Source organism: Echinimonas agarilytica, assembly GCF_023703465.1.
In the GTDB taxonomy this organism is placed as follows: domain Bacteria; phylum Pseudomonadota; class Gammaproteobacteria; order Enterobacterales; family Neiellaceae; genus Echinimonas; species Echinimonas agarilytica.
The window spans coordinates 498,718-512,967 of sequence record NZ_JAMQGP010000003.1 but is presented as its reverse complement, the minus strand read 5'-3'; the positions used below and the strand labels follow the sequence as shown (position 1 = coordinate 512,967).

Below are 14,250 nucleotides of genomic sequence, written 5' to 3'. Positions count from 1 at the left end.
AGCCCGCTTTGAGCGGGCTTTTTTGTATCTTAACTACCGATCTTTTGATGAAATAGAGTCCACATCTAACCACAATTCTTTTCGGTCTATTGGTGTTTGGGCGGAAAGCATCGGATTCTCGATTTCAAATACCTTCCGCTGTTCTAGGTTCGCTTTGTCTAACACACTGGTAATCACAGGGTGAGAAAAGAACAAGCGGTTAAAGGAGCCATCTGCAATTGCAGTTTCAAAGCCGCGTTCAATATCGGCCGCCAATTGGGGGTTGTTTTGATTCACAAAAAAGTACATCGGCGCTCGATATACCAACATGATTCCTTTCTCAACTTCCAAGTTAAGTGCTGAATAGCGTTCTACTTCAGACCAAGGCTCATGAACACCGCGAGGGTAATAGTCGAATCGCTCCCCTTCAAGCATGAAAAACAAACTCTCGTATTTCATAGCTGTGGCCACAGGAATGCCAGCACCTGACAATATTTCAGTGTCGGGCCAGAGACGTCCCTGCCCCGCGGTTAATTTTTGTAGATCGGCAAAGCTGTTAACATGGTCAAACTTACCTTGTTCGCCTTGGTTAATAATGAATATGCGGCTGCCTAAAAGCCCCTTAAATATCGGCACTCGAACGGGAAGGTAAGAATTCTCGAGCTCTGTGGATGTCATGGTCCAGTATACATCTAGACTCCCATTGGAAAGGTCCGAGCGTACTTTTGAATCAGAATAAGTTTCTGGTGTCGGCTTAAGTTCATATTCTTGCCCCGACTTTTCCAGTGCCATCTCAAGCACAGCCATAATATACGAGTCTTGCTCGGCATTCTCTCGATTGTAAATTAGCTGTGTCGTTGCAATTGAACTAAAGCTGGTCATAATGCTCACTAACAACAAAAGAGATGTTTTAATATTCAAGACAGTTCTCCTAATAATAGTTTGTACTCGGCAACTCCAAGTTCTCTAACGTCATAAATTCAAGTAGCCACTCGAGAAAATCGCTTGTATGAAGGCGTCAAATACAGCCTTAAAATATTATTATTAGGAAGCAAGTATAGAATATAGTGGTCAAAGTGATTGGGGATCGGGAAATGTGGCCGAGTACAACCGCGCCTCGGCCATTGCGGTGATTATTGCTGTAGCCAAGCGAGTGCTTGATCAAACTCCTCAACGGCAAATGTTTGAAGTGGGCTTGGTGTTGCAAAACTTACAAGTTTCACGGCTTTGTTCACCCACTTCACATCGCATACAACTGCGATACGTTCAAAGTCGCCTAAGTGCTTAATACCAAGTTTGGCGTCGTCTATGAGCGCGCCGGGTTCAAATCCTGTGAATTGCGAGCCCAAGATATAGAAAAATCGAATTTTTTCGCCATGCGCAAAGCTACGCTCAAGCTCAGGGCGAATGATATCTTGGTAGTCTTCACGAGTGATCTCACCAACCCCTTCCATTGCAACAATGCCTTCTGGCATGTCATCTCTGATGATAATCATATGAACCTCCTCTAAACTCATCGTACCAGTCAATTATGCCGCACCAGTTTAGCTGATGCTTATCTTAGATCAAACTCTCTGTCGTTTTAACGCGATTCATGTGTAAAATTTATAAATGAAGATTGTTCAACCGGACACTGAAAGCTGTCACTAAACTGAGTGAAACGCGTTGTGATAATGCAACACATCGCCGTCTTCAAAATCGGCCACCGGCTGCTCAGGTGAAACTCTTAATAAAAAATATTTTTTCGGGACGGGAATTTCACAGCTCAGCCCAAAACTTTCAGCTGCTACAAAACCAAACCTACCATACAGTTCAGGCTCTCCAACTAATACCTGAAATGGCGACGATTTAACCACCATGTCATTCAAAGCCGCTTTGATTAATTCTAACCCTAAGCCTTCGCCTTGATGATTTGGCAACACGCCTACCGGACCTAATGCCAAACCGAGCGAAGCTGCACGCTTACCCTTTTTTGCGCCTGACAGAGTCACTCCGCTAAACGCGATATGCGCAATTGCTAAGTCATCCTGAACTGTCACAAGAGAAAGTTGAAGTGCCGACTCACGCCGCAAACGATGTACAAGCCGGCCTTCATTGTCTCGGCCGAATGCTTGTCGATGGATATGCGTGATCTGGTTATGGTCGCCAGATTGCTCCGGACGAATTTGAAATGGCATAACTCCGTTCCCCTAAAAATTGCGTCATTACGGTGTTTCTTCGAACACTCGAACTACCTTGTAGAAGCTAATAATCAGTCTATTTAACTGAACTTCCAAAGATTAATGCCCAACTCAATGATTTGAATGTAGCAGATTTGCAATCTTTATGAACGGAGTGATCTCATTTAGGTGCGTTTGGTCAAAGGGAACAGACGATAGAAGTTCTCAGTTGTGATCCGAGCAAGCTCCTCGTAAGTGACGCCTTTTAACACCGCTAAATACTCGGCAACCTCTCGGACGTAGCCGGGTTGATTTGATTTGCCACGGTAAGGTACAGGGGCCAAATATGGGCTATCGGTTTCAACTAGCATTTGTTCTAACGGCACGGCCAGCGCGACTTGGCGCAATTCCTCTGCATTTTTAAAGGTAACAATGCCACTAAATGAAATCATGAAGCCCAACTCCATTGAAGCCTGAGCCATTTCTAATGATTCAGTGAAACAATGCATGACGCCACCCGATTCATGCCCTTTCTCTTCTTTGAGAATAGCGATGGTGTCTTCTCGCGCATCTCGGGTATGGATAATCAACGGCTTGTTCAGCTCTCTCGCAACTCTAATATGGTTTCTAAACGATGCCTGTTGCACTCCAATGGTATCTTTCGAGTAGTAATAATCGAGGCCGGTCTCACCAATGGCGACAACGTCGTCAGATGTTGATAGGTGACGTAAAGTGTCGAGATCATAAGGCGTTTCCAAATCGAGCGGATGTACACCGCATGACACAGAAACATCTGGGAATTTTGCCACAGCATCGCGCATAGACGGAAATTCTTCGAGGCTAACACTCACACATAACATATGCTCAATGTCTCTCGAACGGGCATAGTTCACCGCATCATCAAGCGTTTCGCCCTCGTTTAATTTCAATCGGTTTAGGTGACAATGTGAATCCACCAACATAGCTCGAAACCCCTGTGATCATATTTAGTTTATTTTACCCACAAAAAACGGGAGGCAAGCCTCCCGTTTTTTATAAGCACTAGCTTCACTAACAAATATTAGTTCAGCGCTGCTTTTGCTTTCTCTACTAATGCAGTGAAAGTCGCTTTGTCGAAAACAGCGATATCGGCAAGGATCTTACGATCGATTTCGATAGAAGCTTTTTTCAGACCGTCAATGAAACGGCTGTAAGACAGACCGTTTTGACGTGACGCAGCGTTAATACGTGCAATCCACAACTGACGGAATTGACGCTTACGCTGACGACGGTCGCGATAAGCATATTGACCAGCTTTAGTTACTGCTTGGAACGCTACGCGATAAACACGTGAACGAGCGCCGTAATAACCTTTAGCTTGCTTTAGTACTTTTTTGTGACGCGCACGCGCGACCACACCACGTTTTACTCGTGCCATAAGTCAGTTCCCCTTATGCGTAAGGCAGCATACGCTGCACAGATGCGATATCACATTTCTCAACTTGATGCTTTCCACGTAGCTGACGCTTACGCTTAGTGCTCTTTTTAGTCAAAATGTGACGAAGGTGAGACTGCTTATGTTTGAAACCGCCATTGCCGGTGCGCTTAAAACGCTTAGCGGCACCACGGTTAGTCTTCATTTTTGGCATTGCAAAAACTCCGCATTGTTAAGTTAAAGAATGGCTGTTAAGGCGAATAAAAACGGCTCGTCGGAGACGAGCCGCTCTATTACTTGAATGCCCTAATTACCGCTTAGTTGGGGCAAGTACCATAATCATCTGGCGACCCTCTACCCGGTTAGGGAAAGATTCGCACTGAGCCAGATCTTCTAAATCGGTTTTGATGCGATTCAGCAAATCAATGCCTAGATTCTGGTGGGCCATTTCACGTCCACGAAAACGCAGCGTGACCTTGGCTTTATCACCCCCTTCAAGAAAGCGACGCAGGTTGCGCAGTTTTACCTGGTAATCGCCTTCGTCAGTTCCAGGTCGGAATTTAACTTCCTTGACCTGAATCTGTTTTTGCTTTTTCTTCTGCTCTTTCGCAGATTTGCTCTTCTCGTAGAGGAACTTACCGTAATCCATGACTCGGCAGACTGGCGGTTCAGCATTAGGACTAATTTCAACCAAGTCCATGTTTGCTTCTTCAGCAGCTGCAATTGCTTCTTGCAATGTAACAACGCCAATTTGCTCGCCATCTGCACCGTTCAATCGAACTTCTACAGCACGGATATGTTCGTTTATACGATGTTGTGCCTGCACTTGCGGGCTACGTCTTCCACCTTTAATAGGTTATTCCTCCACAGAATCACGGGACTTACCGGCGACATCTTCTGCCAGTAAGGAAATAAATTCGTCCACTTTTAACTTACCGAGGTCTTTACCACGACGAGTTCGGACTGCCACTTCACTTTGCTCGACCTCTTGATCGCCTACGACCAACAAATATGGAACACGACGTAAAGTATGCTCGCGGATTTTAAAGCCTATCTTCTCATTTCTCAAGTCCGAAATTGCTCTAAAGCCCGCTAAATTGAGTTTTTCGACGACTGAATCGACATAATCGGCCTGATTATCGGTAATATTCATCACCACAACTTGTTTTGGAGATAACCAAGTTGGGAACAAACCAGCATACTCTTCAATCAAAATGGCGATAAATCGCTCAAGTGAACCTAGAATCGCTCGGTGAATCATGACCGGAACAGCACGTTCATTGTCTTCTGTTACATATGACGCACCTAAACGGCCCGGCATCGAGAAATCTAACTGGATGGTGCCGCATTGCCATGCACGGTCCAAACAATCGTGCAAAGTAAATTCGATTTTAGGTCCGTAGAATGCTCCCTCACCCGGTTGCAGTTCGTAGCTAATATCGTTCGCTCTGAGTGCATTTTCTAATGCCGCTTCGGCTTTGTCCCAAACCTCATCTGAACCCACTCGCTTTTCTGGGCGCGTAGATAACTTCACTACGATGTCTTGAAAACCGAAAGTTTCGTATGTGTCGTAGACCATTTTAATACACGAACTTACTTCATCTTGAACTTGGCTTTCTGTACAAAAAATATGCGCATCATCTTGAGTGAAACCACGCACACGCATTAGACCATGTAAAGAACCACTCGGCTCGTTACGATGACAACAACCAAACTCCGCCATACGAAGTGGTAAGTCACGGTAAGACTTCAAACCTTGATTAAAGATTTGAACATGGCCTGGGCAGTTCATAGGCTTCACAGCATACTCACGGTTCTCTGATTGAGTCGTAAACATGTTGTCGGCATATTTATCCCAGTGACCCGACTTTTCCCACAATGAACGATCCATCATCAATGGGCCTTTCACTTCGTCATACTTATATTCGCGTAACTTTTTGAGGATAAAGCCTTCTAATTCTCGGAAAATAGTCCAGCCATCATTATGCCAAAATGCCATTCCCGGAGCGTCTTCTTGCATGTGGAACAAGTCGAGCTGCTTACCAATTTTACGGTGATCGCGTTTTGCAGCTTCTTCCAAGCGGTTTAAATGTGCTTTGAGCTGCTTTTTGTCAGCCCAAGCGGTGCCGTATACGCGTTGCAACATTTTGTTGTCGCTATTACCACGCCAATACGCGCCAGCCACACTCATCAATTTGAAATGGTGACAAAATTTAGTGTTTGGTACGTGAGGGCCCCGACACATATCCACGTATTCTTCGTGATGATAAAGCGCTGGTTTGTCGTCTTGGCTGATGTTCTCATCCAAAATTTGAACCTTATAGAACTCACCACGTGCTTCAAAAGTATCTCGGGCGTCTTGCCAAGAGCCCACTTTTTTGACCACTTCATAGTTGGTCTTGGCCAATGCTAGCATGCGCTTTTCAAGCGCTTTCAAATCGTCTTCTGTAATCGGTTCTTCACGGTCAATATCGTAATAGAAGCCTTTGTCGATGGTTGGGCCAATTGCCATTTTGGTATCCGGCCACAGCTGTTTGATGGCATGACCCAATAAATGCGCGCAAGAGTGACGAATGATTTCTAAACCATCTTCGTCTTTGGCGGTGATGATTTCGACTTTTGAGTCTTCGTTGATCAAATCGCAAGCATCGACGCGCTCGCCATTGATGCGCCCAGCGATGCAGGCTTTAGCGAGGCCGAGCCCGATGTCCATGGCAATATCCATAATGGATACAGAAGACTCAAAGGAACGCTGACTACCGTCAGGAAGAGTAATTACAGGCATATTCATTTCCTAGTCACAGTGGTGACCCATACCAAGGGCCACTTGCAATAAAATAACAAAAAGCCCCTTTCTAAGGGGCCTCTAATCAAAATTTAGTGTCCGTTACGAATCGAACCGGCTCATCATAAGTCATCCAGTCGCAACTGCCAACTCTGCAGACCCATGTTATTGAGTTATTCAATCCATCGCATTGAATAAATAGTCTTGGCTGACAGAAAACATTGGCCGGTTCAAATCTTTTCGAGTTTCTAACAAGATTCGCTCTGCACCATCGTAATCGACAAACCGCCCCGAATAAGAACGCCGTTTCACCAATAAAGTATGCGTGTTGGTCATGACGTTATAACTCCAAACATTTTGCCGTTTATGGCGCTCAAGCACGTTGTAGAAAATCTGGTTTTCTTTTGCTAACAAGAATTTATTGTTTTTGGGGAACTTATCTGTAAGCAATTTAGCGCCAGATTCCGAATATTGATATAAGTGCGTGGTGTTTCTAGGTTGGTAATAGATTTCATCATTCAACACCACCACCTGACTTTCATCTGTGACCTCGACCATCGATTTATTATCGGAGCTAAATGATTTTTTCCAGATTTTAAGACTGAAGCCATTTTCATCGAGATAGTAAAACTCTTGGCTATCTTGACTAAAGCCCATCGGACTTACAAATAAGTGGCGCTCAACAAATGGTTCGCATGATTTGACTAATACCGAGCATGCGTAAATGTCCTTACCTGCCAAAAAGAGTATCCATTGCGAATCACTCGACCAGAAAATTTTCTGGAGTTTCTCATTTGATGCAAAACGACTCAGTTGCGTTAATTCTTCATCTTCAGAAATCCAAACTTGAGGTAATCCAGAACGTTCAGATACGAAAGCCACTTTGCTACCGTCAACATTCCACGTTGGCTCATATTGTTGATGCTCAGAGGGGGCTATTTCTTCTTGACAGCACTTGTGGATGGGTCGAACCTCAATCGAGCTACTTCTGTTCTTTTCCACGTAGTAGAACTGGCCATTGCGCATTTCCATATCACTGATATCGTTTTTGGGTAAACGCAATTCAGTTAACTCTTCATCTGGCGTCAGCAAAAACAATTTTTTATCGATGGTGCGAAGCAAGGTCTTGCCATTTTCAGACAAAATATCAAACTCATACACCTTTTGGTTGTGCGGAACTTCAACCAACGTGTGGCCATCAGCTATCCGCTTCACTTGAATGTTGTGTTGAAACTGGTTACTTGCAGAATAGGCCAACAGTCCCTGACTCAAATCAAAGTACATGACGTTACCATCAGTTTCAACCTGTGTAATGTCACCACTCACAATATCCTTTTGATACAATCCGTAATTCATTTCATCACGAATGGTGCGAGTAAAATATAAAGTCTCGTTGTCATACAAGGCCACATTTTGATAGGAATGTTGAGCATCTTCGAAGTGCCAAACCGATGAGGCTGTGCGTTGGGCTAAATCAACGGAAAATGCTTCGATCTTATCGCTCTTGCCTTCACGTAATACAACCAGCTGTGACCCGTCCGCAGACCAAGATACTTGCGGATCGGATAAGATTTTACCTAATTTAGCCACAGCAAATCCGACACCATCAAATGACCTAATCCAAACCTCCATTTCTTGGTTATCTTCATTTCGACTAATATAAGCTGCGTAGTCTTTACTTGGATGAATGGTGAAAGCGAAAATTTGCGAGTCGTCTTCAAATATACGAACAGGCTGTTCGTTATATAGAAGTGAGTTCACAATCACACCAAACACTATCGCTAAGCACATCAAACCGCCAAGCCAAATTGTTTTATTGTTATGCTTGGCGCGCCCTGAATGTAAATTTGAATCGGTATCAACATACTCAGGCTCTACACCGAGCTGGTAACCCTTTTTTGAAAACGTTTGAATATAGGGTTGCTGATCATGGGCTAATTTGAATATTTTGCGAAGCATTGAAATGCATCGTTGCACGGTTTGCGGGGTGACAACGGTCCCTTCCCAAACCGTATCGAGCAGCTCTTGCATGCTAACAATGCGATGCTTATGTTTCACAACGTAAACTAAAACGGCCATTGCCTTCGGCTCTAGTTTATGAGTTTTGTTGTCATAGACAATTTGATCATTGCCTGGAATCACTAGGAAATCATTGAGGTGAAATGGCCCTGTAAGGCTCTCATTTTCTGGTGTCATCATTACTTGTATCCATTTATGGCGCTTAATGAACGGCGCTTCTCTTTATGCTGAGCAATATCTCCACTCTCCGAGAGAGCTAATAACCTGATTTCCTTATCAAAATATTTTCAACGCTAGTAAAGTGGTTTGATTGTTGATACATCAATATTTAAGTACATCACCTACGAATTAAGGAGAATTTCAAAATGCCGCTAAAAGCATTAAAAACTAGAAATATTTCAGGGGCGTAAGCTAATAAGAAAGCAAACTCCGAGAACTTTCACCGAGCATTTCATTCTCAGATGATCATAGATGTTAATTTTGTTAAAAAGAAATTAAGTATCAAAATATGAGAATTGCGTTCGACAATCTACACACCTAAGAAAACACTATGAAAGCCGTCAAAATAAATGGATTTCACATGAAAAATTATTTCATAAGGGATGCATCAAGAACATGATGTGAGTGTAAATTTTTGTATAGCTATGATGTTTCCCCTCAAGAACATGAGCGGAAGTCGTGTGAAAAATTTTCAGTCTGAAACTAAAAATATGAAGTGGGCTTCACCTCACCCACTAGGAATAAAGCACCTCCCATCAATTCCAGCGCTGAAGCAAAGCCTTTGCTTGTTGAGAAATTTCTTCATTCGCCTCTACTTGCTCGCTCAACAGATTTAACGCCTGCACAATGGCAGGATTTGGATGCTGAATACGATAGAGCGTTAAAAATGCTGACGCAGTCAATTCCGCGTTACCTGATGTTAAATGGTGCGACAATTGCTGTTGAAGCTGAGTATTTTCAGGTTCATATTTCAATAATAACCGCAAAGCTTCGGCTTGCACGCTGATGTTTTCATGGGCTAACAAGCGGGTTGCACGTTCTTTGGAAGATTGTTGCACCGCTTCATTCAAAGTTTCATCATGCAATAGAGTCAGTACCGTCACTAAGTTATCGGCGGTATATTCGGTGTAACTCGCATCGATCACTTGTTGAATATTGAGTTGGCTCGGATCACTCATATCACCGTTCAAGGACGCCATTATTTGGTAGCCAGTTGAGCGATAGTTAGAGTCATGATGATATAACATCAGTTCCGCATATTGTTGACGCGATTCACCGTCCATTTGGTAAATGACATCCAGCAATAAACGCGATTCTAGCGCTGTCATTGACGTCCGCTCTTCCAACCATTGCACTAATAAATCGGAATCTTGATTAAGCGACTCTAACAACTCACTTCGGCTGAATTCCAACAAAGGCTTAGGCATGTTGATACTTGCAGCCAGCGGCTTTTCTTCGACAATCTCTGGAGAAATAATCTCAGGCGGATTGGTTTGTGCAATCGGATTATTGCCATCTTCGAACAACGCTACTTGCCCGTCGACATGATGACTAGAGCAGCCCATACCAACGGCAATAGTTGCAAGGGCGGCTATCACAAAGAACAAGGTAACACGCCGACTTATCGTAAACATTCATGACCTCTTAATGAATTGGATAGAGCCTATTTGGCAGGGACACCTTGGCCCCCACCGTTCATTGAATTATTTGCAATAAGCACCATTTCGAATGGACACTTGACTGCCATTCCTGATATCGGTATTTGAGCCGGTAGAGGCTAAACAATTCGAACCAAACAAAGACACAGTCGCGCCATTCACCACTGAAGTGGTGTTGTTTAATTGGCCAATACTGTACAGTGGCGATCGGCTCTTGCCCGATGCAACTTGATGCTTGAATTGCCCGCGGAAATCAACTTTTCTCACATAGCCCGATTCATTGGTTTTCACCCAACCAAAAACGCCATGTCGATAATCACCACCCGAGGTGTTGTAATTATCAATCACAGTATTGGTGCCTTTTAAAATGAGTTTTGCGTCATTAAAACCGCCCCACCCAAACTGATATGGGCTGCCAAACTGATTGTGATAAATCGTCACTTTATCTGCTGTCATAAGAGTTCTGTACACTTTGATACTGTCATCAAAGGTGTCAATTTCTGTATTCTTGATCACAGAGCCGACACCACCACCGAAACCATCGGTAGTATGATGGTCATGTACATCACCGCCTGAAGCTATTCGTGTATGTAAATTAACGTTATCAACGAGCATCACTGACTTGTCGGTATCACCCAGAATATGGAATTTCTGTGGGTTTCGACTCGTAAGTTTAGAGATTGAAACCGTGCAATTACAATTCGAATAGATATTGCTGAGCTTTTTGCCAGCTGTTCCTTTCTCGTCAGGCTTGGAAGCCCCCAAGAGACCATTGGGAGCAATCACAGACGTTGTTCTGTTCAAGCCGCGAATCACGACATCTTTTGTACGCCCAGACAAGATATGAATTCGCGCCTTTAGCGTTTTATTTTGGGGGATCACAATCTCGTCCCAGTCGTTATTATCATTAATGGTAATAATTCCGGTTTGGTTTGAGATTGTCAGGGTTCCAGCAGCCAAAGCAGGTGCGGTTGTCACAATACTAGCAGCCGCTAATCCGGCCAAAATCAGTTTCTTCTTTATCACGATTTAATCTCGCTTATCTTTATTTTATATAGTGTGCTTGCGTATACATTTGAGCTCTCACAGTCATGAGTGCCCTGCTACTAAAAACAAATTTTCAACAAACAACAACGCACTCATTACAGCTAAAAAAATGGAAAATATAACTGCTAAGAATAACTTTTAACGGGATGAACATTGGTCAGAAAAAGCAAAAGCGGCACTAGCGTTGACGTGAAGCGATAAATATCAATTTATTTAAACAAGAAGCGTTAAATGCGAGGGAGTTGTGGTCAGAATTTCATAAAGATAAAAGTGTGAGCTTCAGCATTCTAATTAGAAGCAGAATGAGACATGACGCAAAGTTGATGTTCTGACTACAATCTCAGATTACCATCAGAAACAGGTAAAATCCGATGCAATTGGCTCAGCACTCACACTCAAACAAGTATGAATGCTGAAACCTAAGATTTTGCGAATACTAGCTCGAATGCTTAGCAAGCATGTTTAGTACGGCCTGATTGTAATCAACACGCTCTTGCATCGCTGTTGAATGAGGGCGAATACCAATTTTCACTCCAACAATGGGCAGCTCACCTGCATTTGCAGCCGAAAGACAGCGAGCAATTTCAGACTCAGTCATGAGCGAACCTGCAGCACCAACCTGAGAATCTTGGCCTTTTTCAGCAGGCATATGTGTATCTTGCCAAGCCCCATATTCTGTGTCTTGGTCAGAAACGCCCGAGAACATCAGCCCAGTAAGCATTCCAGCTTCTTTTGCAGTATTGATATGGTTTACAGCACCTTCAACTGAGCGCGTTTCAATAACCGAGCGCCCCCAATTCACAACCAGACCAATATTGGAACCGACAGCGCTGTTGACATTTTGAATTGCTTCAATCTCTTGCTCGATGGTTAGAAACCCTTTGGCTGGAGTTTGCCCATCAACATAAGTATCGCAATGTTCAATCACGATCTGAGCACCATGCCATTCCCAACTCAGCATTTCACGTAAACTTGCCTCTAAAGAAGCAACTGACGCCTCACATTTACCTTGATTTGGACTTGTTTGAATCTCAATTGCCGTGACGGCTTGGCGTCCGAGATGAGCGGTTAATTGACCAATAGCAGCACATGCTTTTCGCATAAATTCGAGCGCTTGTTGACGCCCTTCTACGTTGTTCGATGCAATACCAAAGTTTGGATTTTGACCCATTGCGCCCATGATGCCAGGTACGCAAGTAAAGACGAAATCCCATGTCGGATCGACATTGGCCAAAAACCAATCGGGATCGTGGGGGTGCAGCGTCCCCACAAACGGATGCTCTAACCCTCTCACGTTTGGTAATTGTTTAAGTGCGTTGTAATAATCTGTTTCAAGCGATGCATCCCAACCGGATACATTAGGCGACGAAGCATAAGCGCCCACAAAATAGCTCATTGATGTATTCCTTTGTCTATTGAAACCTGTCTCGGTTTTTAATGTGTGAGTTACGTGAGTTGGGCACGTTTGAGTTCAAGATCAAGCATGGGCCATATTTGAACAATACGATGATCTTTGATTTCGAAGAACACCATCTCATCAACTTCAAATGCATAACCTTGAGCTGATATGCCATTCCATAAATGACGATGATGTCCAGACTGAGTAAGCCGCACTGCTGCGGCATCCCGTTCAGCAATCACATGCTGAACGTTGAATTCTATGTCGGGAAAGCACTTATTCTGCTGTTGCCCAAATTTAACGAGCTCTTCAATCCCATCTGCGAGAAGACCGCCTCGAAAATGAAGCTTAACCGATGGCACGCAAAGCATTCGAAGTTGTTCACTATCCTTGAAAAAAACCTTTAGAAACGAGCGAACGAGTTGCTTATTGTTAATTGAGTCCATGCTGGCCATAGGCACCATTCCTTTGCATCTCAACAAACGCAGAGCACTCAATACTCATACGCCAACCGCACACTTAGTTAAGCACACGATTGGCACTCAACTCTAACGCTATTGAACTTTCCAATTAATGATTTGGCCCGCAAAAAATGGAACTAAAGGCTCATCCCCTACCGTCACTTGCTCTGGCATTGGCCATGCTTCGTTCACCAAAGTCACCGTGTCGGTGTTACGCGGCAAACCATAAAAATCTGCACCGTAGTGGCTTGCGAAGCCCTCTAACTTATCCAAGCAGCCAAGTTGATCGAAGATATGTGCATAGAGTTCTAGTGCAGCAGGTGCGCTGTAACAACCCGCGCAGCCACAACTACTTTCTTTCGCACTTTTCAAATGAGGAGCTGAATCGGTACCCAAGAAGAACTTTGAAGAGCCTGAAGCGACGGCTTTTTGTAATGCTTTCTGATGTGTATTTCGCTTTAGTACAGGCAAACAATAATTGTGAGGTTTAACACCGCCCACCAGCAAATCATTGCGGTTATACATTAAATGTTGAGGTGTAATAGTTGCAGCAACATTAACTGAGCTTTCGAGTACAAACTCCACGGCATCGGCGGTGGTAATGTGCTCAAACACGATTTTAAGATTTGGATTTGCCTTCACTACATGAACCATATGCCGTTCAATAAATTCTTTTTCACGGTCAAAAACATCAATGTCATGATCGGTGACTTCACCATGAACCAACAACAAAATGCCCTGCTTTTCCATTTCTGCAAACGTGTCGTTGAGGCCCGCAACATCGGTTACACCATGAGCTGAATTTGTGGTGGCATTGGCAGGATACAGCTTACATGCCTTAACCACGCCTGACGCCGCTGCAGCCTTAATCATCTCTGGTGTGGTTTGGTCCGTTAGGTAAAGCGTCATGAGTGGCTCGAACTGACTGTTGTCAGCTAAACAGCCTTTTAACCGATCGTAGTAAGCCACCGCTTGTTCTGCATCAACCACGGGGGGCTGTAAATTTGGCATCACAATTGCGCGTCCAAATACATTTGCAGTTGCTGGAACCGCCGTTGCCATCATCGCTCCGTCACGGAAATGAATATGCCAGTCGTCGGGGCGAGTGATCGTCAATGTTTGAGCCACAATAATTGTTCCTATATATGAAGAGCTGAGCGCAATGCTCTAATATTGAATTGTCTATAAATCGTTTGCGATTCATTCGGCACATCGCTCATCATAACGCCTATGACGCTGTGTACACTCGATTGAATCAAGACGAGTCAATAGTTTACATCGATCCCGACAGAAAATCTTCAATCTCACTGCTCCGAGGTTCAAAATCTC

General features: G+C 43.9%; 14 protein-coding genes. All 14 read right to left on the bottom strand.

The genetic code is table 11. From position 1 onward, the window contains the following. Window positions 1–33: 33 nt before the first annotated feature. The 14 genes from NAF29_RS09515 to pyrC all read right to left on the bottom strand — a co-directional run bounded on the left by NAF29_RS09515 (window position 34) and on the right by pyrC (window position 14,049). Window positions 34–900, bottom strand: a complete 867-nt coding sequence (locus tag NAF29_RS09515; protein WP_251261313.1) for a type 2 periplasmic-binding domain-containing protein — start codon at window positions 898–900, stop codon at window positions 34–36. Between the two features lie 212 nt (window positions 901–1,112). Then, window positions 1,113–1,475 (bottom strand): SpoIIAA family protein, encoded by a 363-nt coding sequence (locus tag NAF29_RS09510; protein ID WP_251261312.1) that lies wholly within the window; start codon window positions 1,473–1,475, stop codon window positions 1,113–1,115. A gap of 150 nt (window positions 1,476–1,625) precedes the next feature. Then, on the bottom strand, window positions 1,626–2,156 hold the full coding sequence (locus tag NAF29_RS09505; protein ID WP_251261311.1) for a GNAT family N-acetyltransferase: 531 nt from the start codon (window positions 2,154–2,156) through the stop codon (window positions 1,626–1,628). A gap of 167 nt (window positions 2,157–2,323) precedes the next feature. Further along, window positions 2,324–3,100 carry a TatD family hydrolase gene (locus tag NAF29_RS09500; RefSeq protein WP_251261310.1) on the bottom strand — a complete coding sequence of 259 codons (777 nt, stop codon included), beginning with the start codon at window positions 3,098–3,100 and terminating at the stop codon, window positions 2,324–2,326. A 98-nt stretch (window positions 3,101–3,198) separates the two neighbouring features. Then, window positions 3,199–3,555 (bottom strand): 50S ribosomal protein L20, encoded by a 357-nt coding sequence (gene rplT, locus NAF29_RS09495; protein ID WP_251261309.1) that lies wholly within the window; start codon window positions 3,553–3,555, stop codon window positions 3,199–3,201. 13 nt (window positions 3,556–3,568) lie between these two features. Next, window positions 3,569–3,766: a 50S ribosomal protein L35 gene (rpmI, locus tag NAF29_RS09490; protein ID WP_251261308.1), complete on the bottom strand. Its 198-nt coding sequence runs from the start codon at window positions 3,764–3,766 to the stop codon at window positions 3,569–3,571. A 96-nt stretch (window positions 3,767–3,862) separates the two neighbouring features. Next, on the bottom strand, window positions 3,863–4,405 hold the full coding sequence (gene infC / locus NAF29_RS09485; RefSeq protein ID WP_251261437.1) for a translation initiation factor IF-3: 543 nt from the start codon (window positions 4,403–4,405) through the stop codon (window positions 3,863–3,865). A gap of 3 nt (window positions 4,406–4,408) precedes the next feature. Next, a complete protein-coding gene (gene thrS, locus NAF29_RS09480; RefSeq protein ID WP_251261307.1) occupies window positions 4,409–6,337 on the bottom strand; it encodes a threonine--tRNA ligase in 1,929 nt (642 codons plus the stop codon). Window positions 6,338–6,514: 177 nt separating this feature from the next. Next, entirely contained in the window at window positions 6,515–8,536 is a 2,022-nt protein-coding gene (locus tag NAF29_RS09475) for a winged helix-turn-helix domain-containing protein (protein WP_251261306.1), read from the bottom strand. 575 nt (window positions 8,537–9,111) lie between these two features. Then, window positions 9,112–9,990, bottom strand: a complete 879-nt coding sequence (locus NAF29_RS09470) for a hypothetical protein (RefSeq protein ID WP_251261305.1) — start codon at window positions 9,988–9,990, stop codon at window positions 9,112–9,114. A gap of 69 nt (window positions 9,991–10,059) precedes the next feature. After that, a complete protein-coding gene (locus tag NAF29_RS09465; RefSeq protein ID WP_251261304.1) occupies window positions 10,060–11,040 on the bottom strand; it encodes a hypothetical protein in 981 nt (326 codons plus the stop codon). 457 nt (window positions 11,041–11,497) lie between these two features. Then, on the bottom strand, window positions 11,498–12,457 hold the full coding sequence (locus NAF29_RS09460; RefSeq protein ID WP_251261303.1) for a DUF4862 family protein: 960 nt from the start codon (window positions 12,455–12,457) through the stop codon (window positions 11,498–11,500). Window positions 12,458–12,507: 50 nt separating this feature from the next. After that, a complete protein-coding gene (locus NAF29_RS09455) occupies window positions 12,508–12,906 on the bottom strand; it encodes an ester cyclase (RefSeq protein ID WP_251261302.1) in 399 nt (132 codons plus the stop codon). Window positions 12,907–13,014: 108 nt separating this feature from the next. Next, window positions 13,015–14,049 (bottom strand): dihydroorotase, encoded by a 1,035-nt coding sequence (gene pyrC / locus NAF29_RS09450; protein WP_349665568.1) that lies wholly within the window; start codon window positions 14,047–14,049, stop codon window positions 13,015–13,017. Window positions 14,050–14,250 lie beyond the last annotated feature (201 nt).